General features: G+C 34.4%; 13 protein-coding genes. 3 read left to right on the top strand and 10 right to left on the bottom strand.

The window, feature by feature from the left end:
* Nucleotides 1-4: 4 nt before the first annotated feature.
* Nucleotides 5-769: an MBL fold metallo-hydrolase gene (locus QLS31_RS08820; RefSeq protein WP_282743555.1), complete on the bottom strand. Its 765-nt coding sequence runs from the start codon at nucleotides 767-769 to the stop codon at nucleotides 5-7.
* A 94-nt stretch (nucleotides 770-863) separates the two neighbouring features.
* Between QLS31_RS08820 and QLS31_RS08825 the strand changes: the two genes are divergently transcribed.
* The gene (locus QLS31_RS08825) at nucleotides 864-2,324 is read left to right on the top strand and encodes a TonB-dependent receptor (RefSeq protein WP_282743556.1); all 1,461 of its coding nucleotides are present in this window, start codon (nucleotides 864-866) and stop codon (nucleotides 2,322-2,324) included.
* Between the two features lie 223 nt (nucleotides 2,325-2,547).
* Here the strand turns inward: QLS31_RS08825 and bcp are convergent, their stop codons facing one another.
* Nucleotides 2,548-3,000 (bottom strand): thioredoxin-dependent thiol peroxidase, encoded by a 453-nt coding sequence (bcp, locus tag QLS31_RS08830; protein WP_282743557.1) that lies wholly within the window; start codon nucleotides 2,998-3,000, stop codon nucleotides 2,548-2,550.
* Between the two features lie 89 nt (nucleotides 3,001-3,089).
* Here bcp and nth point away from each other — a divergent pair, with 89 nt between their 5' ends.
* Nucleotides 3,090-3,740 (top strand): endonuclease III, encoded by a 651-nt coding sequence (gene nth, locus QLS31_RS08835; protein WP_282715984.1) that lies wholly within the window; start codon nucleotides 3,090-3,092, stop codon nucleotides 3,738-3,740.
* A gap of 312 nt (nucleotides 3,741-4,052) precedes the next feature.
* Here the strand turns inward: nth and QLS31_RS08840 are convergent, their stop codons facing one another.
* From QLS31_RS08840 to QLS31_RS08875, 8 genes are all read right to left on the bottom strand, one after another.
* Nucleotides 4,053-4,637, bottom strand: a complete 585-nt coding sequence (locus QLS31_RS08840; RefSeq protein ID WP_099714755.1) for a sigma-70 family RNA polymerase sigma factor — start codon at nucleotides 4,635-4,637, stop codon at nucleotides 4,053-4,055.
* Between the two features lie 343 nt (nucleotides 4,638-4,980).
* The gene (locus tag QLS31_RS08845) at nucleotides 4,981-5,736 is read right to left on the bottom strand and encodes a glycoside hydrolase family 16 protein (RefSeq protein WP_282743558.1); all 756 of its coding nucleotides are present in this window, start codon (nucleotides 5,734-5,736) and stop codon (nucleotides 4,981-4,983) included.
* Nucleotides 5,737-5,742: 6 nt separating this feature from the next.
* Nucleotides 5,743-8,043: a beta-glucosidase BglX gene (gene bglX, locus QLS31_RS08850; RefSeq protein ID WP_282743559.1), complete on the bottom strand. Its 2,301-nt coding sequence runs from the start codon at nucleotides 8,041-8,043 to the stop codon at nucleotides 5,743-5,745.
* A gap of 67 nt (nucleotides 8,044-8,110) precedes the next feature.
* Nucleotides 8,111-9,754, bottom strand: a complete 1,644-nt coding sequence (locus QLS31_RS08855) for a family 16 glycosylhydrolase (protein ID WP_282743560.1) — start codon at nucleotides 9,752-9,754, stop codon at nucleotides 8,111-8,113.
* A 91-nt stretch (nucleotides 9,755-9,845) separates the two neighbouring features.
* Entirely contained in the window at nucleotides 9,846-11,441 is a 1,596-nt protein-coding gene (locus QLS31_RS08860) for a PKD domain-containing protein (protein ID WP_282743561.1), read from the bottom strand.
* Nucleotides 11,442-11,460: 19 nt separating this feature from the next.
* Nucleotides 11,461-12,939, bottom strand: a complete 1,479-nt coding sequence (locus QLS31_RS08865; RefSeq protein WP_282743562.1) for a RagB/SusD family nutrient uptake outer membrane protein — start codon at nucleotides 12,937-12,939, stop codon at nucleotides 11,461-11,463.
* Nucleotides 12,940-12,950: 11 nt separating this feature from the next.
* On the bottom strand, nucleotides 12,951-16,007 hold the full coding sequence (locus tag QLS31_RS08870) for a TonB-dependent receptor (RefSeq protein ID WP_282743563.1): 3,057 nt from the start codon (nucleotides 16,005-16,007) through the stop codon (nucleotides 12,951-12,953).
* 237 nt (nucleotides 16,008-16,244) lie between these two features.
* Nucleotides 16,245-19,046 carry a triple tyrosine motif-containing protein gene (locus tag QLS31_RS08875; protein ID WP_349238934.1) on the bottom strand — a complete coding sequence of 934 codons (2,802 nt, stop codon included), beginning with the start codon at nucleotides 19,044-19,046 and terminating at the stop codon, nucleotides 16,245-16,247.
* Nucleotides 19,047-19,233: 187 nt separating this feature from the next.
* Between QLS31_RS08875 and uvrA the strand changes: the two genes are divergently transcribed.
* On the top strand, nucleotides 19,234-22,020 hold the full coding sequence (gene uvrA / locus QLS31_RS08880) for an excinuclease ABC subunit UvrA (protein ID WP_282743564.1): 2,787 nt from the start codon (nucleotides 19,234-19,236) through the stop codon (nucleotides 22,018-22,020).
* Nucleotides 22,021-22,022 lie beyond the last annotated feature (2 nt).

Here is a 22,022-nt window from a genome sequence, read left to right on the forward strand (position 1 = left end):
TGAATTATAGTGTAATTTCTAAATTGTCGTACGCTAGAAAAACATTTGGAGGAAGATTTTTTTGAACCTCTTCATGATATCCCATAATATGACTAATGTGTGTAAGATAAGTGGTTTTTGGCTGGACCAAAGTTATAAAATCTAATGCTTCTTTCAAATTGAAATGCGTATCATGAGGCTCTTCCCGTAAAGCATTTATAACCAATACTTTTAAATTTTTTAATTTTTCGATTTCGCTTTTTTCAATAGTTTTCACATCCGTTAAATAGGCAAAATCATCTATTCGATACCCAAAAACCTGAAGATTTCCATGCATTACATCAATAGGAATCACCGTCTTATTTCCAAGAGAAAATGGTTCATTATTGACAACTTCAATAGTTGCAACAGAAGGTGCGCCCGGGTATTTATTTACCGTTTCAAAAACGTAATCAAACCGCCTTCTCAGATTATCGACAACCCTTTGATGGGCATAAATAGGTATTTCTCCCTGTTTAAAATTAAACGGGCGAATATCATCTATTCCTGCTGTGTGGTCAGCATGTTCGTGAGTAAAGAGGATTCCATCTACTTTTTGACAATTTGAAGAAAGCATTTGCTGTCTAAAATCAGGTCCGCAGTCGATAACAAAAGAATGGTTTCCCCAAGAAATCCAAACGGAAACTCTCAGTCTTTTGTCTTTAAAATCAGTGCTTTTACATACTGGATGGTTACTTCCAATAACAGGAATCCCTTGTGATGTGCCAGTTCCTAAAAAATATACCTTCAATTTTATTGCTTTTATATACAAAAATAGGGTTAATTATCTTTCATTAGAAACCTATTTCATTAACTTTGCAACATATTAGCCATATTAAAAGAAAATGGATACAGAAATAAAATTAAAAGGTGACAAAATCATCGAACAAATCCCTTCGATTAAAGACAAAGCACTACGTATCAATTTAAATGAAAATATTTACGGAACTTTTGCAGAAATTGGAGCTGGTCAAGAAACTGTAAGACATTTTTTTAGATCTGGTGGTTCTTCGGGTACAATTGCAAAAGCAATGTCAGCCTATGACAAAGACTTTAGTGATGCCGTATATGGCGTTGAAGAAGACGGCCGTTACGTAACCGAAAGCCGACTTAAAAAAATGCTTTCTCATGAAGTAAATCTGATAGAAAAAAGATTGAGCAGAGAAAAACATCCTAACAAAATGTTTTTTAGTTATGCCAATACTGTAGCTACGATAGATTTTGCAAAACAATTCAAAGGACATGGATGGGTTGGAATTAGTTATCAAATTGAACCAGATGAGGATTATAACGAAATTATTATTCACATTCGATTTAAAGAAACTGATGTCCGATTACAGCAAGAAACACTTGGTATTCTTGGTGTAAACTTAATTTATGGAGCATATTATAAATACAATGATCCTAAACGATTGTTGCGTTATTTATACGATCACCTAGATAAAGATCAATTAGAAATAGACACTATAAATTTCTCAGGACCTCGTTTTGCTGATGTTGACAATCGTTTGATGAGTTTACAATTAGTAAAAAACGGAATGACTGATGCGGTAATGTTTAACCCTGAAGGTAAAAACATTCTTCCTGCAGCAATTTTATACAAGAAAAATATTCTTGCTTTTAGAGGTAGTTTTCGTCCCGTTACAAAAGTGAACATGGACATGTATGAGAAATCATTGAAAATGTTCCTGAATGAAAATAAGGTAAATGTCGAAAACACACTGGTAGTTTTTGAAATTACATTATCAAACTTACGTTCTGATGGTGAAATTGATGAAAGAGATTTTATGGATAGAGCGGAGTTACTGTGTTCACTTGGGCAAACAGTAATGATTTCAAACTTCCAAGAATACTATAAAGTGGTGGAGTATTTTGCTAATTATACCAAAGCCAGAATGGGATTAGCCATGGGCGTGAATAATTTAGTAGACATTTTTGATGAGAAATATTACCGTCATTTAAGCGGTGGAATATTAGAAGCATTTGGAAAATTATTCTATCGCGATATGAAAGTTTTCTTGTATCCAATGATTGGAGAAGATGGAGAAATCATCACATCAGAAAACTTAAAAGTACATCCTAGAATGAAAGAATTATACAAATTCTTTAAATTCAACGGAAAAGTAGTTGATATAGATGATTATGACCCTTCTATTTTAGAAGTTTTCTCTCGTGAAGTTTTAAATATGATTAATAATGGAAAACCGGGTTGGGAAACAATGCTTCCTACTGGTATTGCAGAAATAATCAAAGAACACCGTCTTTTTGGGTATGACCCAAACAAAGTTTTAAAGGAAAGCAATTAGCGAATAGTGGTCAGTAATCAGTTATTAGTGTTCAGTTGCTAGTCCTAATAACTATCGGAATCAGTCATGAAATTTCGATTTAAATTACAAAACAAAGTCCAGAATTGAGGTCATTTAACATCTCAACTCTGGACTTTATTTTGTTTGTCAAAATTTAATTTCAGTCTTTGTATACTTATTTGTAATTGCAGTAACTGAACACTAATAACTGATTACTGAACACTTACTTCAATATCTGAGCTGCATGAGCCTTAGTTTTCACATCTGAAATCACATCTTCGATAATCCCTTTTTCATCAATTACAAATGTTGTTCTGTGAATACCGTCATATTCTTTTCCCATAAACTTCTTTGGTCCCCAAACTCCAAAAGCTTCAATTACAGATTTATCTTCATCAGCAAGTAACGGAAACGGAAAATCAAATTTTTCTTTGAATTTAGCTTGAGCTTTTTGAGCATCGGCACTAACCCCTAACAGCTCATAATTATTAGCTTGGAATCGTTCGAAATTATCTCTTAAATCACACGCTTCTGCAGTGCAACCTGGCGTATTTGCTTTTGGATAAAAGAAAACGACTAATTTTTTACCTGCATAATCCGCTAATTGATGTGATTTCCCGTCTTGGTCCAGACCAGAAAAATTAGGTGCTTTATCTCCTTTTTTTAATGTTGTCATTATTTATGTTTTTTATTTATTTGAATTGAATTTGAATTTTGCTATTGCCAATGAAATTGTTTTTCTTTACAAATCAAATTTAATGAATAATGAATAAACAAGAACGTGTAACGTTTGTTATAAATACGTTAAAAGAGTTATACCCAACGATTCCAGTTCCTTTAGACCATAAGGATCCTTATACGTTATTGATTGCTGTTTTACTTTCGGCACAATGTACGGATGTTCGCGTGAACCAAATTACACCTTTACTTTTTGCTAAAGCTGACAATCCATACGATATGATAAAAATGTCCGTGGAGGAAATTAAGGAAATCATTCGCCCTTGCGGTTTATCACCAATGAAATCAAAAGGAATTCATGGTTTATCCCATATTTTAATTGACAAACATGATGGAAAAGTACCTCAAAGTTTTGAGTTTTTAGAGGAATTACCTGCGGTAGGACATAAAACGGCAAGTGTTGTAATGTCGCAAGCCTTTGGAGTTCCTGCTTTTCCCGTTGATACTCACATCCATAGATTGATGTATCGATGGAATTTGACAAACGGAAAAAATGTTGTCCAAACAGAGAAAGATGCGAAACGTATTTTTCCTGAAGAACTTTGGAATGATTTACACCTTCAGATTATTTGGTACGGAAGGCAATATTCTCCGGCTCGTGGCTGGGATTTAGACAAAGATATTATCACAAAAACAATTGGCAGAAAAACAGTCCTTGATTCCTACAACAAAAAATAAAACCTCATTGAACAAAAAATCCCATTATTTTTTTTTAAAATAATGGGATTTTTTAATAATTTAAAAAACCAAATTAAATACGCTTAAGACCAACTATAATTGGAATCAGGTGTTTTTAATTCGATATGATTTCGAAACTTTTATTGTCTATTTTTATTATGCTCAACGCTTTGGAATAGCTTAATAAGAAAGAAATTGTTTCTTTACTTGGTTTCCTGTTTTTTGAAACTGATTCTTTTTTTGAGTAAATTTTTGCCATAGAGTAATATATATTTTTCTTTACATTACAACGCAGCAAGTTTAAACATATTGTTAATTGGTCAAAACAATTTGGTGTTTATCTATCACTTTTCTCAAATTCATCAAAGCATAACGCATTCTCCCTAAAGCGGTATTGATACTAACTCCCGTCGATTCCGAAATTTCCTTAAAACTCATGTCCTGATACATTCGCATCACCAACACCTCTTTTTGATCAGCCGGAAGTCCTTCGATTAGTTTTTTTAAATCCATTTCGACTTGTTCCGAAATTATTTTATTCTCTATCGTTTGACAATCATCTGACATTATGGAAAAAATAGAGAACTCTTCGGTTTCTCTAAACATGGGCATTTTTTTTGTCTTCCTGAAATGATCTACAACGAGATTATGGGATATACGCATAACCCATGGTAAGAATTTACCTTCTTCGTTATATGAATTTGATTTCAAAGTCTTAATTACTTTGATAAAAGTATCTTGAAAAATATCGTTGGTAATATCTTTATCCGGAATTTTCGAATAAATAAAACCATAAATTTTTGATTCGTGCCTTTTTATTAGTTTAGCTAAGGCATCCTCATTACCTGCGACATAATCCTTTACCAATGACGCATCAGGGAGTTGTATATTAACCATAATAATACTTTTTAGTTTTAAAATAAAATAAGAGATGTCTCTAAAAAGTAGTTTTCTATTATAGGCTAGTGTTTATTTAGGTTTGTTAAGTTTTCAAATTTAACTAATTATTGTTTTAACATGCAAGTAAAATTAATAAAAATTAACAGAACAAGACTGAAAATTGTTAAAATTTTTCTTCTTTTTTTACATTCCTATAAAAATAGGATGCTGACGAATAACAATTAGGAGTCTTTTACTAAAAATGAAATCTGAAACTAGAAAAAACAAAACAAAGTCTGACTATCAATTAATTACAACCTAACCTTGTTTTACTTTTAATTATTTTAGTTATTATTTCTGATTATTGATAGACTCGAATGTAATCAACTATAAAATCCTGCGGAAGTATATTGTCATCCACTTCGGGGCCTCCAAAATTCCCTCCTATAGCCATATTGACAATAAAATAAAAAGGCTGGTTGAATGGCCAAATCGCTTCTGTTTTATTTTCAGGTTGAAAGGTATACACTAAAGTATCATCTACAAAAAAATTAATTTTATCTTTTGTCCATTCTACAGCGTAAATGTGAAAACCTTCCTCGATAGCATCAAATCTTGTTTTCTTGGTATTTATAGTGTTTCCATGACTGTCTTGTGTATGCAAAGAAGTAAAAACCATATTGGGTTCTTTCCCTACATATTCCAAAATATCGATTTCTCCAGATTTTGGCCAACCGACTTCACTGATATTTGAACCCAACATCCACCAAGCCGGCCAAACTCCTTGCCCAACAGGCAACTTTGCTCTAGCTTCGAAGCGTCCATATTGAAACTCTTTTTTGCCTTTGGTGGTAATCCTTGTTGAAGTGTATTTATCACCTTCCTTTTTGGCCGTGATAACTAACTGATTTTTCGCAACCGTGTGGTTTTGTTTCGTGTACAATTGTCGTTCGTTGTTTCCCCAACCACAATTAGGACAACCATCTCCAAGCTCAAAATTCCAATTATTTTCGTTTAATGTGGTGCCATCAAAATTTTCTTCCCAAACTAGTTTTCGTTTGTTCTGTTGTGCAAAAGAAAAATTAACCACAAGCAATAATATTAGTATTTTTTTCATTTTATTTTAATTAGAATATTGAAAATCGCCTTCCAACTTTGTTACTGAACTTCCTCCGATGAATACTTTAAAATCTCCTGCTTCTGCTTCCCATTTTTTATTGGCTGTGAAGTATTCAATTGTTTTTTCATCGATTGAAAATACTACTTTTTTGGTTTCGTTAGGTTGTAATTCGATCATTTCGAATCCTTTCAACTCTTTTACCGGACGGGTAATACTTCCTATCAAATCTCTAATATACAATTGAACAACCTCTTTTCCGGTAACTTTTCCAGTATTTTTTATAGTTACAGAGACTTCAATTTTACCATTTTTAGCAAATGCATTAGATGATAATTGCAAATTAGAGTATTCAAATCTAGAATAACTAAGTCCATGACCAAAAGGGTACAAAGGAGTGTTCTTTTCATCAATATAATGCGACCAAAATACACTTTCGGGCTCATTCATCAACGGTCTTCCTGTATTTTTATAATTGTAATAAATAGGAACCTGACCTACATTTCTAGGGAAAGTCATTGGCAATTTTCCGCTTGGGTTATAATCACCGTATAAAACTTGTGCTATTGCGTTACCACTTTGCGTTCCTAAATGCCATCCTTCAACAATTGTAGGAATATTTTCATCAGCCCAAGGAATTGCTAATGGTCGGCCGTTATTTAAAACCAAAACAACATTAGGATTGGCTTTATAAATTGCTTCCAACAATTCTTGCTGAACACCCGGCAAACCTAAATCAGTTCTGCTTCTTCCCTCACCTGATTGCAACCCGTGTTCTCCCAAAACCATAACTACCACATCGGCTTGTTTTGCAACCGCAATGGCTTCTGCAAATCCGCTCTTATCAGTTGTATTGATTTTAGTTTCCCAAATGAATTGTGTTCTTCCCTCGGCTACATCAGCTCCTTTAGCATAAGTAAGTTGGTTCCCTGAATACTTTTGTAATCCTTCCAGAACTGAAACTGCCGAATTATCGTCAGCAGCGATTCTCCAACTCCCCAAAGGACTCGTTTTATCATTTGCCAAAGCACCGATTAATGCAATTTTTTGACCTGATTTTTTTAAAGGCAATACTTCCTTTTCATTTTTCAAAAGCACAATCGATTTTTTGGCTACATCCAAAACTCCTTCTTGAAATTCTTGTTTCCCAACGGTTGCCAATTCTCGATTTTCATCACAATATTTGTATGGATCGTCAAACAAACCCAATTCGAACTTTACTTTCAAAATGCGTCTTGTCGAATCATCAATATCACTTTCCTTGACTTTACCTTCCTTCACTAATGCTACCAAATGTTCCACATACGCACTGGATTCCATATCCATGTCTGAACCGGCATTAATTGCTATTTCGGCAGCATGTTTACTGTCTTTGGCATAACCATGTGGTATCATTTCGTTGATAGAACCCCAATCAGAAACTACGAAACCATCAAATCTCCAATCTCTTTTTAAAACTTCTCTTTGTAAATAGGCATTTCCTGTTGCGGGAATTCCATTCAACTCATTGAAAGAGTTCATAAACGTTCGCACACCAGCATCAACCGCCGCTTTAAAAGGAGGAAAAATTGTATTCTGCAACACCGTTTCACTTATATCTACCGTATTATAATCTCTTCCTGATTCTGCAAACGCATATCCTGCAAAATGTTTGGCGCAAGCCAAAATAGTATTCGTAGCGGCTAAATCTTCGCCTTGAAAACCTTGTATACGAGCTACGGCAATTTTACTTCCTAAAAAAGTGTCCTCACCAGCTCCTTCCATAACACGTCCCCAACGAGCATCTCTAGAAATATCAATCATGGGTGCAAAAGTCCAATTCAACCCTACGGAAGCCGCTTCTTCTGCCGCTATTGCCGCCGACTTTTTTATTGCTTCTAAATCCCAACTTGCTGCTTCGGCCAGTGGAATTGGGCTGATGGTTTTATAGCCGTGAATGACATCAAACCCAAAAAGTAACGGAATTCCCAATCGTGTTTGTTCTACCGCAATTTTTTGCAACGCTTTTACATCTTTAACTCCTTTTACATTCAGCATCGATCCCACTAAACCTTTTTTCAGGTCTTTGTATTTTTTAGCTGCCTGACCTTCTTTTGGAGTTGGACCTGTAATATCCCAAAATCCGTTATATTGGTTGAGTTGTCCCACTTTTTCTTCCAGAGTCATCAATTTGAGTACAGAATCTACTTTAGTATCTAAAATATTTTCTTTGGAATAAGAAACAGGTGATTTTAAAATTTTATTGCTGCAGCCTGCAACTATTAAAGCTGTAATAGCAAATAATGCTAACAGTGATTTATTTCTCATCTTTATCCTTTTTGTTATAATTAAAAGGTCGGTAAAAGAACCGACCTTTATAAACTCATTACGTATTTTATTGATAAATCCTTACATAATCAATTTCCATTGAAGACTGCGAAAAAGCAGGATCAATTGCTCCTCCAAAAGTTCCTCCCATTGCCACATTCAAAATCAAAAAGAAATCTTTATTAAATGGTAAAGAATTATTATTTGCTACTGTATGATATAATTTGTCATCCACAAAGATCTGAACTGAAGTAGGACTCCAAATGGCTTTGTAAATATGAAACTCAGAAGAAGCATTTGCAATAGTTGTTGAATTAGTATTACCCGCTCCTGGAGAAACTGCTGGATAATGGAGTGTTCCGTGTATTTTAGTAGGTTCACTACCTTTAAATTCCATTATATCTATTTCACCACAACCTGGCCATGTATTTGTTGCATAATCCTGTCCTAACATCCATATTGCAGGCCATGTTCCTGCACCAGTAGTAAGTTTGGCTTTTACTTCAATTTTACCATAAGTAAATTCAAATTTATTTTCTGATTTTAGTCTTGAGGAAGTATACCCTGTTCCTGATTTTTTAGCCGTAATTTTTAGATTTCCGCCTTGTACAATTACATTATCAGAAGCGCTTGTATACGTTTGGGCTTCGCCATTTCCCCAACCGCCAGCACCAAGGTCATATCCCCATTTTGTAGGATCCGGAGCACCGTCAACATTAAATTCGTCAGAAAATTTCAAAACCGTATAATTTGTTGTCGGAGTCGGAGTTACAACTGCACCAGTAGCCGTTGTCGTAAAAATATGATACCAAGCTAAAAATGGATTTCCAGACTGAATCACTCGCACAACCATACGATTATCTGTAATTGATAAAATTTCGTAAGAACTAGACCCAACATAATAGCCCATAAAACCTCCGTCAGCAATATTTATTGTAGTCCCTCTGGTCTGCGTGGCACTATCCGGATTCATTGTCACAAAAGAGTCTGACTTACTCAAAGTCACAGTTTTTGCTCCACTGGTATTTAAATCATAACAGGCATCCTCTCCTCCGCCTTTAAAAGCACCATTATAATACGTTTGACCTTTGTTATCCAACTCAAATTTCATTTGATCACCAACTAAAGAAAAAGTCATTATACTATTGTACAAACAGGTAGCTGATTTCTCATTGGCTTTAGCGGAGTAAAAATCCGGGTAATAATTTTTTGTTCCAAAAGTAGGATCAGACCACGCTACGTTTGGACCAACGCCCAAGTGCCCTAGTTCTGTTTGTGCCCAATACCATTTTCTGGAAGCACCACCTGTTAGAAATTGTACCGCTTGCTCATCTTTAAAATTACTAAAAACTGTTACTTCCAAAGTAACATTAGTAGCAACTCCTCCTGCTCCAGAGGCAATTACAGTCACTGTATACGTATTTGTACCTGGTTTTGCAAAAGCATTTTCGAATATACCGCTTGGTGAATTTTTTGAAGTCCCATCACTAAAAATGTACTTGTACGAAATAGCATTTTCTGCAGTACTGGTAAATTTTACTTTTCCGGAACCATCTCCGTTTGGAAATGCAGCTGATTTCCCTATTATTTCCGCTGTAACTTGAAGATTTGTTGGCGTGTCTAATGCTCCAAAACCTAAATTATCTTCCTGACAATTGACCATCAAAAGAAGGACAAAAACGGATACTATATTTATGATTATTTTTTTCATTTTAAATATTTTTTTAAAAAATATAATTGTGATACTCGTTGTATACCAACTCATTTTAAATTCATAATTAGTTACTAATATCTATCTTTTATTAATTATGAAAATAAACATTATCTATATAAACAGTGTTATTTCCAGAAGGCGCACCCACATAAATTAACTGTGCAATGTGTGCTCGCGTAGTTAATCCTGTAAAAGAACTTAACGGAATATCTAAACTTACCCAAGATCCTTTAGCTGGTGACGGAATTGTAATTTCATGTTCTACATCATCTCCTCCTCCAAAAGCTCCATTCGCACCAAAATCGACTAATTTTATTTTGAACTGTGTAAAATCTGAGGACCAAACGTCAGTGTGAAAATGCGTCATTGCAGTAGCATTTATAGGCGTTGTAGTCGCTTCTATTCCAACAAAATCTAATGCACTATATTTTTTTGTCGCATTTCCATTAATACTCAAATCCGTCAGCGTGGCACTTGACCAAGAAGTTCTCCAAGTATTAACAGCAACATTTGTATAAGCGTCGCTAAACATAGAAATCACTTTAGATGCCGCTACAGTAGGTGTTGGCGCTGCTGTGATAGAACCTGCTTGATTGTAAAAGAAAACATTATCCACATAAACCGTAGTATTTCCAGAAGGCGCACCAACAAAGATTAATTGAGCAATATGAGAACGAGTAGTCAATCCGGTGAAGTCACTTAACGGAATATCTAAACTCACCCATTTCTCCTTTTCAGGATTAGAAATCGTGATTTCATGTTCTTTATCATCTCCTCCACCAAAAGCTCCATTAGCTCCAAAATCGACTAGTTTAACTTTAAACTCTGTAAAATCAGACGACCAAATATCAACGTGAAAGAAAGTCATAGCCGAAGCATTGATTGGAGTTGTAGTTGCTTCGATACCAACAAAATTCAAGGCACTGTACTTTTTAGTTTTGTTGCCACTAATATCAATATCTTCAAGATTTGCCTGTGACCAAGAAGTTCTCCAAGTATCAACCGCAACATTTGTATAACTGTCGCTAAACATTGAAATGACATTTGCTGCCGGAATTGTAGGAACTGGCGCAGCGAATAAATTAGTTACTGTTACACTTTGTGTTTTTTGTGTCGTAGCAACTCCTCCGCTTAGTGCAACCACTTTTACTTGATACGTTCCCGGATTTAAATACGTATGCGTAATCACCTCATCTTGCATGAAATCTACCGGAACTTCATTTGCTACATCTCCAAAATAAACCTGGAAGAAGGTCTCTAATTCCGCTTTGGCAGTTACATTAATCGAAAGATTACTTCCAATAGTTATAGTAGGTTCAAAATTGGTTGGTGCTAAAAAAGAAACCGTTACCTCTTGAATCGTTTCGGTTTTTTTACCATTTATAGTTACCCCTACAATTTTTGCCTGAAATTTACCTTCTTTATATTTATGAGTAATGGTACCGCCTGGATTTACATATACAGGAGCTGTAGTTGTGTCACCAAAATAAATTTCGAATTGAGTAACTCCTTCGCCACGAGGCAAAAAAGTAACATTTCCTGAGTTATCCTGAGTAATGGTCGTCAGAGCAGATATATTTGAAGGAGCATTTACTCCATCCAGATCTACGTCATTATTTTCGTCTGAACATCCTAAAAAGAGGATTAGAGCAAAAAGACTTAGTATTAATTTTAAGTTTTTCATATTTAAATAATATTAGTTTTTAATATCCTGGATTTTGTGTCCAATTTCCATTTGCAAATTGAATTTCCTCGATAGGAATTGGAAACAATTCATTTTTGTTGGCAGTAAATCCAGTAATTTCCTGAGCTGCTTTACCAGTTCGTACTAAATCGAAGAAACGGTGTCCTTCACCAACTAATTCCAATCTTCTTTCTGCTAAAATAAAGTCAGTCAAAGCTGCTCCAGAAGACGAAATATCATGATTCAAATCACCAAAAGCACGTCTTCTAACTTGGTTCAAATATCCTCTTGCTTTAGTGTCATCGATTCCTCCACGATTGTAAGCTTCGGCCGCCATCAAAAGAACATCTGCATAGCGAATGGCTCTGTAATTATTAGGATTAGTTAGGTTTAAATCTCCTTGTGCGTTGGCACTTCTTTTTCTTGGAATGTATTTTCTGTTGAAAAAACCGGTGTGTTCATATCCTTTTCCAAAAGTAGCTCCTGTTGCTGTCGCCCAAGCTTCAATATCTAATATTGCTACCGCTTCTCTTCTGTCTCCGGCTTCAAATGCGTTTACGACTTTCTGAGTTGGAACATTAAAACTGAAACCCGAAGTAAATAAATCACCTGAATAATTTCTTGGTCCACTAAAACCCACGGCTACATTTCCTTCGCTACATTGGAGACATCCAAAACCTGCTCCTTCTACATCCGTGTATTGTACTTCGAAAACCGATTCTAATCCATTCTCTCCAGCATTTTCAAAAATAGTATTGTAATCTGAAACCAATGAATACGAAGAAGTTCCTATTAAACTTTCGAAAGTTGCTGCTGCTTGCGCGTATTTATTTTGGTACAAATATGCCTTTCCTAATAATGCTAATGCCGCACCTTTTGTTGCTCTTCCTTTTTGGGCTGCTGTTGCAGATAAGTTTTGAGAAGCAAAAATTAAATCGGCTTCAATGGAAGCATACACTTCTGAAACGGATGAACGCGGAATTATTTTCTCGTCACCAGAGCTGAATCTTGCGTCCCCTTTCAATGGGATTCCACCAAACCATTTTACTAATTCAAAATGATAATAGGCTCTAAGAAAACGAGCTTCGCCTATCACTTGATTTTTTCCTTGAAAGTCAGTCTTATCTTTAAATTCTAGAATGTAATTGGCTCTTTGAACACCCGCAAACATCCAGTCCCATAAATTTTTTAAATTACTGTTTACAGGAGTATGAATCATTTTATCCACTTGCTGAAAACCGGGCACATCTGATTGACTTTCGCCTCCAGCCAAAGTGTTATCTGAAGCTATTTCGCCTAACAATGCATTCAGATATGTGGTTTGTAATAAATCATACGCTGCAATTAAGGCATTGTCGTAATCTGATTTTGAATTAAAATAATTCTCAGAATCAATCGAATATTCTATAGGTCGATCCACAAAATCATCACTACAGGAAATGGTTACAGTTGAGAAGATTGTTATCGATATAAGGGTAATAAATAGATACTTTTTCATTTTAATACGAATTAAAAATTAATGTTTAAACCTAACAAATAGGTTCTTGGGATTGGATAAAAACCATAGTCAATTCCTCCGCCAATTGGAGCTCCATTAGAAGCACCCGGATCAAAACCTTTGTATTTTGTAAACGTGTATAAATTATTTACACCTGCATACAAACGCAGTTTTGTGATTCCTGCTTTTTCAGAAAATTTAGAATTTATTGAATATCCCAATTGCATGTTTTGGATTCTTAAATAGGAAGCATCTTCAACAAAATAACTAGAGAAAGTAGAATTTCCTGTAGCACTTGTAGTCACTCTTGGAGTAGTATTAGTACTTCCCTCGCCAGTCCAACGGTCTAAAACATAGTTAAGTCGATTGACATCTGTAAGGTTTCTTTCGTAATTCCTTACCATATCATTCCCTACGGAAGCAAAAGTATAGACTGCAAAATCAAAGTTTTTGTAATTCATTTGTAAATTGAAACCCATTGTAGCTTCAGGAATTGGATCTCCAATATTCGTTCTGTCGCTTGAATTAAGAATTCCATCTCCATTTACATCTACAAAACGAAGGTCTCCAGGACTGGCGTCAGCACCCAAAGATAATTGAGACGGATGTGCATCAACTTCTGACTGGTTTTGAAAAATTCCGTCTGTTTTGTAGCCATAAAAATAACCTATTGGCTGACCTACTTCCATTCTTGAAGGTGCTTGTTGGCCTACGCCAAATGAACCTCCTTCAATATATCCTATCCCGTTGTTTACGGCTAATACTTCGTTTTTAAGGAACGTAACATTGTACCCAACACTCATCGAAAAATTCTCCGAGAATTTGTTCTTGTAATCTATCGCAAACTCTAAACCTGAATTTCTTACCGTTCCTGCATTAATCGTTGGTGAACCTGCACCAGGAGCTGCTGTTCCGTTGATTCCAGAAACAGGTATAAATGGGATTAACAAATCGGCTCTGGTATCAATAAAATAATCCGCAACAATAGAAACTTTATTTTGTATCAATTTAAGGTCTAAACCAACGTCAAATTTTCTGGCTTCTTCCCATTTCAAATTTGGATTTGGAATTTGTCCTGTAGCTAAACCATTCACTAAAACATCATCGAAAACATAGGTCGCTTCTCCGCTTAATTGCGAAACATAACCATTGTTTGGAATCTGGTCATTTCCTAAAGTACCGTAGCTTCCTCTCAATTTCATGAAGTTTATTAGTTTGTCTTCACCAAAGAAACCTTCATCAGAAATTACCCAACCCGCAGTAAAAGATGGAAAATAACCCACTTTATTTCCAGGTCCAAATTTTGTCGAAGCATCACGTCGTATCATCGCAGAAAAAAGGTACTTCCCTTTGTAATCATATTGTGCTCTTGCAAAATAAGAAAGTCTTCGTTCATCATAATTATAGGAGCCGTTTGGTACGGTTTCAGAAATTCCTTTAGTCAATGCTATATCTGCAAATTCCCATGAATTGTAAGGAACATCAAATCCAGTTGCAAATAACCCGTTTCCGTATTGTTTGAAAATAGTATTTCCTACAGTTGCAACTACATTGTGATTTCCAATTTTCTTAGTATAGGTTCCAAATAAATCAAATGAATAATCATTATCATTAATAGCGCTTTGAGAAACCGAACTTCTCAAAACATCAAATACCTTATCCGAAGGATTTATCCAATATAGAATTTGCTTGGCAAACGATTTAGACTCACTGTTTGATGTATTAAAACCAATTGAACTTGAAATGGTAAAATCCTTGAAAACTTTATAATCTAATCCAAAATTACCATTGACTTTTTTGAAGTTGTAATCATTATAAGTATTTGCAATTTGAGCCAATGGATTTATAATTTCAATTCCTAACCCAGTATTTGTAGGCACTTTTGTAAAATCCCCATTTGCATCATACGGTGTTAGTGTTGATGGTGTATTCAAAGCATTGAACAAAACAGAACCTAAACCACTTTCGTTTAATGATTTTCTATTAAAATAAGTATAGATTACGTTTGTTTTCAATTTCAATTTCTCAGTGACATCAGCACCAACAGAAACTCTGGCTGTATTTCTTAAAAACCCAGATTTACTTTCTCCAATAATTCCTTCCTGATCTAAATGAGAACCGCTTACCGCATAGGTAATTTTATCTGATCCACCAGAAAAGGAAATGTCATGATTGATAATAGGAACACTGGTGCTGAAAACTTCATTTTGCCAGTTTGTTCCTTTGCTTAAACCAGAAACATTAGGGAAGGGAATTGCGTTACCGCCATTAGCATAACTTTCATTCAATAATAAAGCATATTCAGTAGCGTTAAGCATTGGTAATGTTCTTGACGTTTCCTGAAAACCTGTATAGGTATTGTAACTAATTTTTGATTTAGAATTCTTTTTCCCAGATTTTGTCGTGATAAGAATAACCCCATTAGCACCAATAGTACCATAAATAGCTGCTTGTGCATCTTTTAAAACGGTGATGGACTCGACATCATTTGGATTTAATAATCCAAGCTCTCCAACATATCCATCGATGATAGTTGTAGGCCTATTTTCACCATTGGTTGCAATACCTCTGATGCGAATATCCAAAGCGGCACCTGGAGCACCCGAAGTAGTTGTAACATTCACTCCGGAAACAGTTCCTTGTAAAGCTTGCTCAATTTTAACTGGTTTTAAAGCTTCCAAAGTTTTGCTGTCTACCACCGAAACTGCTCCTGTTACTTCTCGCTTTTTTTGACTTCCATATCCAATTACTACAACTTCATCCAATACTTTAGAATCTTCCTGTAACGAAATAGAAAGAGTACTTATATTAGATACTACTTTATATTCAAAATTTTTAAATCCTAAATATGAAAATATTAAAGTTGCGCCAGAGGAAACTCCTTTTAGAGAAAAACGACCATCCATGTCTGTCGCCGTCCCAATAGTTGAATTTTTAACTTGAACATTTACTCCAGGTATAGGTAAACCAGAACCGGTTTCTTTAACAACTCCTCCTACATCATATCCTTGGGCAAAACCAAAAGAGGATAGAAATAGAAAAAGGATTAGTAGATAGTTTGACTTCATAATTTATATTTTTTGTGAATTATAAAATTAATCGGAACAACTAATAATAAATCAAAAAGAACCTCTACAAAAAACATACAATGCAAAAAATCACTTGTTTAATTCATAATATTTAAAAAAGGGTTGAAAATTAAGAAGAAATTAAGAAATTCAGATTTTCTCTAAAAACAAAAAAACCACAACAATAACGGTATTGTTGTGGTAATGTATAGTTTTATTTGTAAAATTCAGAAGGAACTATACAGCTAAAATATACTCTACAAGTCCTTGTTCGTGCGACAATTCCATTTTCTTACGCAAACGATATCTTTTTATCTCAACGCTTCGTACAGATATATTTAGCAAAGGCGCCACTTCTTTCGAGGAAAGATTTAATCTCAAGTAAGCACATAATCTCAAATCGTTTGGAGTTAAGGACGGATGAGCCAGTTTCATTTTTTTCAAAAAGTCTTTATCGGCATTATCAAAGGCTTCTTTAAATACACTCCAACTATCTCCTTCAGTTATGTTCTTATTAATTGTAGAAATGACTGATTTTATACTCCTGTTACCATCATCAGGCGTTTTCTTTAAATCATCTTTGATAAAAGCCAGCAACTCATTTTTACTATTCAAACTCATCGTAGAAACAGCCAACTCTCTATTTTTAGTATCTACATCTTGTGAAAGCTGTTCGTTTCTAATGCGCATTAATTCCTGCTCGTTTTCAAGCTCTTTAATCTCTAATAACAAATTATTCTCTTCTATCAATTTCTCTTTTTGTTTTTGATAGTAGTTTTTATAGGCCTTATGAATAAATCGAGCCATCACAATCACAAAAATAAAATAGAAAAAAAGAGCAATATTGGTTAAATACCAAGGTTTTTCAACAGTAAAAGTATACATAGCTGTATCTTCTAAAGTAGAATTCGCAAATTTAGCTCTCACCTTAAAAGTATATTCTCCAGGGGGCAAATTTTTAAAATTCACCGTTGATTTCGCACTCCATTCGCTCCACTCCTCTTGAAATCCTTCTAATAAATATTGAAACTCAGCATTGATGTATTTATTAAATTCAGGAACCGTATAATTAATGGTTATATTATTTTCATCGTATTTAAAACTACCTTCTCCCTGAATGGAACGGTTTTCGGAAGTTTCATTTAACTTATTTGTTGTAATTGCGGAAATAGAGACGTTATGATTTTTAAAACTCAATTCATTAAGATTCAAAATATAATACCCATCAGTAGTTCCTATCAAATAATTGGAATTGGAAATTTGAGTAATATTTTCGTAGCCTAACATCGAATTTGTTAATGAAGCGGGAATCGGAATTACATTTTGTTTCAGTTGATTACTTAGTTTACTCAATGAAAAGTAATGGATGTAATTTTTAGAAAACAACCATATTTTATTGGAATTATCAACAATCAATTTTCCCGAAGTATATTCATCTTTTTCGAAAACAGAACTTAATAAATTATCCTTACTGAATTGTTTTGTCTTCTCATTTAATTTAAAAATACCTTCTTTATTAGCATAGTAAATTATGTTGTTGAACTTAGTTAGACTGGCATTTTTACCTTTTTCGGGTGTTTTATAGGTCACAAAAGGTTTTGTTTTTGACAGTTTTCCGTCTAGTTCCAGCCTATAAACTCCTTTATATTCGTGACTTACATATACATTCAGCGCATTCGTGATTTCAAAATATTTTGAGGAATAATCAAATCCTGTAATTTTATTTCTAAAACTCCATTGATTATTCGTTTTTGCCAAAACAGAAATTCCATAGTAATTCCCTTGGAGTAAGAGCCCTTTTTGATTGGGGACAGTTTCAAATTTCCAAGTTCCAGATGCAGAAAATATATTTTTTGCGACAGCGTTATCAATCACAAATGTTCCAGAATCATGACCACAAAAAAGCGTCCCATCGTACTCAAACAAAGACCAAACCTGCCCTTTAGTTCCGTTTACAAATTTAAATTCATCATTAGTCAGATAGTTTTTATAAAACAAACCTTGATTGGTTCCTACATACAAATTACCTTTATAAAGTTTTGAAGTATAAACGGTTCCTAAAATTCCGGTGTCATCAACAAAGTTCTGTATCGGAGATTGCAGATTAATGCAATTGATTCCGTTGTCCAATCCTACCCAAAGATTTTTATCGGCATCTTCATATAAAGACAAGGCTGTATTATTACTCAACCCTTTGTTTTGATTGATGTGATATTTAATTCTCCCGTTATTGTTTAAGATAAAAATCCCATTAGAGACAGTTCCTAAAGCATAACTTCCATCCGACAGCAATTGACTGCTATACACGCTACTGGATGCTAATTCCGAGTCAACTTCGGTAGAAAATTTAGTCAAAACAGTTCCTATAAGTTTATAAAATCCATTCAGCTGTGTTTGGATTAAAAGCCCTTCCTCAATAGCAAAAATGTTGACTATCCTATTGTTTTGTAAAATTGGATTATTAGATACCAAGCGTCCTTTTCCGCTTTCAATTTCAAAAAGTCCTTCATTTATACTCTGAAAATAAATTGCATTTTTTGTACGGAACGATTTAGTAATATTGTTTTTAGGAGCAATGATTTTGAAACCTCCCGTTTTGGTATCGTAAATATATATTCTGTCCAAAGATTGAAAAACAACCCATTGTTCATAGTTTAATATATTCCAAAACTGTTCGTCATTAAGAATTTGAGTTTTTATTGTTTTACTAAGCGAAGTGTATTTTAGTTTTCCATTTGTGTGTCGCGTCCAGAAACCAAATTCCATGTAGCAACCCGTATAAATTTTATTTCCAATCACTTTTACAGAACGAACGATAGTTTCGTTTGGTGATGGATATAATTCCCAGTTTGATCCGTTAAATTCCAATAATCCCTCATTGTTAGCAAAGAAAACATAATGATTTTGATCTTGTGAAATCATCCAATTCTGGTTTCCCGCACCATAAGTTGTTGAGGCATATTTTACAATTGGCGGCAATTCTTGAGAAAAAGCACAAAAGGACATTAAAAAAAGAAAAATGTATAGTTTTGTTTTCAATGGTATGGTGAAATTAATTTTTTTCAAAAATAATCTTAAAAATACTATTTTTTTAGATGATAGAAAACATAAAAACTATACAAGAAGAAAAATCACTTATTAACCACACTTTTAATGATTATTTGTGACTTGTTCAATCCATTTAGTCAGTTGAAAATTGATTACTTTTGTAAAAATTATCATTTTTATGCAAGTTGACCTTTCGAAATTAGATCCAAAGAAAAATATCATCATAAAAGGCGCGCAAGTACATAACCTAAAAAATGTAGATGTTGCGATTCCCCGAAATAAATTAGTGGTTATCACAGGACTTTCGGGTTCCGGAAAATCAAGCTTGGCTTTCGATACTTTATATGCCGAAGGGCAACGCCGCTATGTAGAAAGTTTGTCTTCCTATGCAAGACAATTTCTTGGACGATTAGATAAACCAAAAGTAGAATACATCAAAGGAATTGCTCCTGCGATTGCTATCGAACAAAAAGTAAATACGACAAACGCACGTTCTACAGTAGGAACTTCAACCGAAATATATGATTATATAAAATTGCTGTTTGCCCGAATCGGAAGAACATATTCTCCTATTTCTGGTCGTGAGGTCAAAAAAAATACGGTTACCGATGTAGTTACCGATGTGAAAAATTTTGAACTAGACAGCAAATGGTTGCTTATTGCTCCTATTCATTTAGAAGAAGGACGAAAACTGGAAGACAAACTAAAAGTACTTTTACAACAAGGTTTTGCGAGGATTTTGGTAAACAATGAAATGATTCGTTTAGACGAAATTGACCAACATTCTTTAGACAATAAAGACATAAAGCTCATTATTGATAGGATTGTGGTCAAAGACGAAGAAGAGTTCTACAATCGATTGGGTGATGCGGTGCAAACGGCTTTCTTTGAAGGAAAAGGAATCTGTCATTTACAAGAATTAAACTCCGATAAAAAGTATTCCTATTCCAATAATTTTGAGTTGGACGGAATTACATTTCTAGAACCAAACGTTCATTTATTTAGTTTCAACAATCCATATGGAGCATGCCCCGTTTGTGAAGGCTATGGAAATATTATAGGAATTGATGCCGAATTAGTGGTGCCAAATACTACTTTATCCGTTTTTGAAAATGCTATTTTCCCATGGAGAGGTGAAAGTATGAGTTGGTTTCGCGACGAATTAGTAAATAACGCTTACAAATTTGATTTCCCTATTCACAAACCTTATTACCAATTATCTGAAGATCAAAAAGAGCTAATCTGGAATGGAAATAGCTATTTTCAAGGTTTAAATGATTTCTTCAAAGAACTGGAAGAAAAAAATTATAAGATTCAAAACAGGGTTATGCTTTCGCGTTACAGAGGCAAAACCAAATGTCATTCCTGCAAAGGAAAACGCTTGAGAATTGAAGCTTCGTATGTAAAAATTAACTCAAAAACAGTTTCTGACTTAGTTGATTTGCCTATTAAACATTTGGTTACTTTTTTCGAAAATATTGACTTAGATGTTTATGAAAAACAAATAGCCAAACGATTGCTGGTAGAAATTAATAATCGTTTATCTTTTTTAACCGAAGTAGGTCTAGATTATCTGACATTAAACAGAAATTCAGCAACACTTTCCGGAGGAGAATCGCAGCGTATCAATTTAGCAACTTCTCTAGGAAGCAGTTTAGTGGGTTCTATGTACATTCTGGATGAGCCGAGCATTGGTTTACACCCAAAAGATACGGAACGCCTGATAAAAGTACTGTTATCTTTAAGAGATTTAGGAAACACGGTTATTGTGGTAGAACATGATGAAGATATCATGAAAGCCGCAGATATGATTATTGATATTGGACCGGAAGCAGGCACTTTTGGTGGTAATTTGGTAGCACAAGGCACGTATGATGAAATTCTAAAATCAACTTCACTGACCGCTAAATATTTGAATGGAGACTTAGAAATTACTGTTCCCAAAAAACGCAGACTTTTCAAGAATTTTATCGAAATAAAAGGAGCTCGAGAAAACAATCTTCAAAATATAGATGTAACTTTTCCTCTGGATGTATTAACTGTTATTACCGGAGTTTCAGGAAGCGGAAAAAGTACGCTTGTTAAAAAAATCCTTTTTCCGGCGATGCAAAAAAAGCTCGAAAATGTTGGTGAAAAAGCAGGGCAATTCAGCGAAATATCAGGTTCGTTTTCGCAAATTAAACATATTGAATACGTAGACCAAAACCCAATAGGAAGAAGTTCCCGTTCTAATCCTGTGACATATATTAAAGCGTATGATGATATTCGGGAATTGTATGCCAAAGAAAAACTATCAAAAATAAGAGGCTATCAAGCCAAACATTTTTCTTTTAATGTTGATGGAGGAAGATGTGAAACCTGCAAAGGAGAAGGTTCCATAAATGTAGAAATGGTTTTCATGGCCGATGTGCAATTACCATGTGAAACCTGTAACGGAAAACGATTTAAGAAAGAAGTTCTGGAAGTCGCTTTTGAAGGTAAAAATATTCATGATATTCTAACCCTGACGATAGATGATGCAATTGCTTTTTTTATAGCTAATAAACAAACTAAAATCACTCAAAAATTACAGCCTTTACAAGATGTGGGCTTGGGCTATGTACAATTAGGACAATCTTCTTCTACACTTTCCGGTGGAGAAGCACAGCGTATAAAACTCGCTTCATTCTTAGTAAAAGGAGCCACAAAAGACAAAGCTTTATTTGTTTTTGACGAACCTACAACCGGATTGCATTTTCATGATATCAAAAAATTATTGGCTTCTTTTGATGCATTGATAGATAAAGGTCATTCTATATTAGTAATTGAACACAACCTTGATCTCATCAAATGTGCCGACTGGATTATTGATTTAGGTCCGGAAGGAGGAGAAAATGGTGGAAAATTATTAGCCGTTGGAACGCCTGAACAAATAGTAAAAATAAAAGGTTCCGTTACTGGAAAATACTTAAAGGAAAAATTATAAAA

Source organism: Flavobacterium sp. XS2P24 (genome assembly GCF_030010285.1).
Lineage (GTDB): Bacteria > Bacteroidota > Bacteroidia > Flavobacteriales > Flavobacteriaceae > Flavobacterium > Flavobacterium algoritolerans.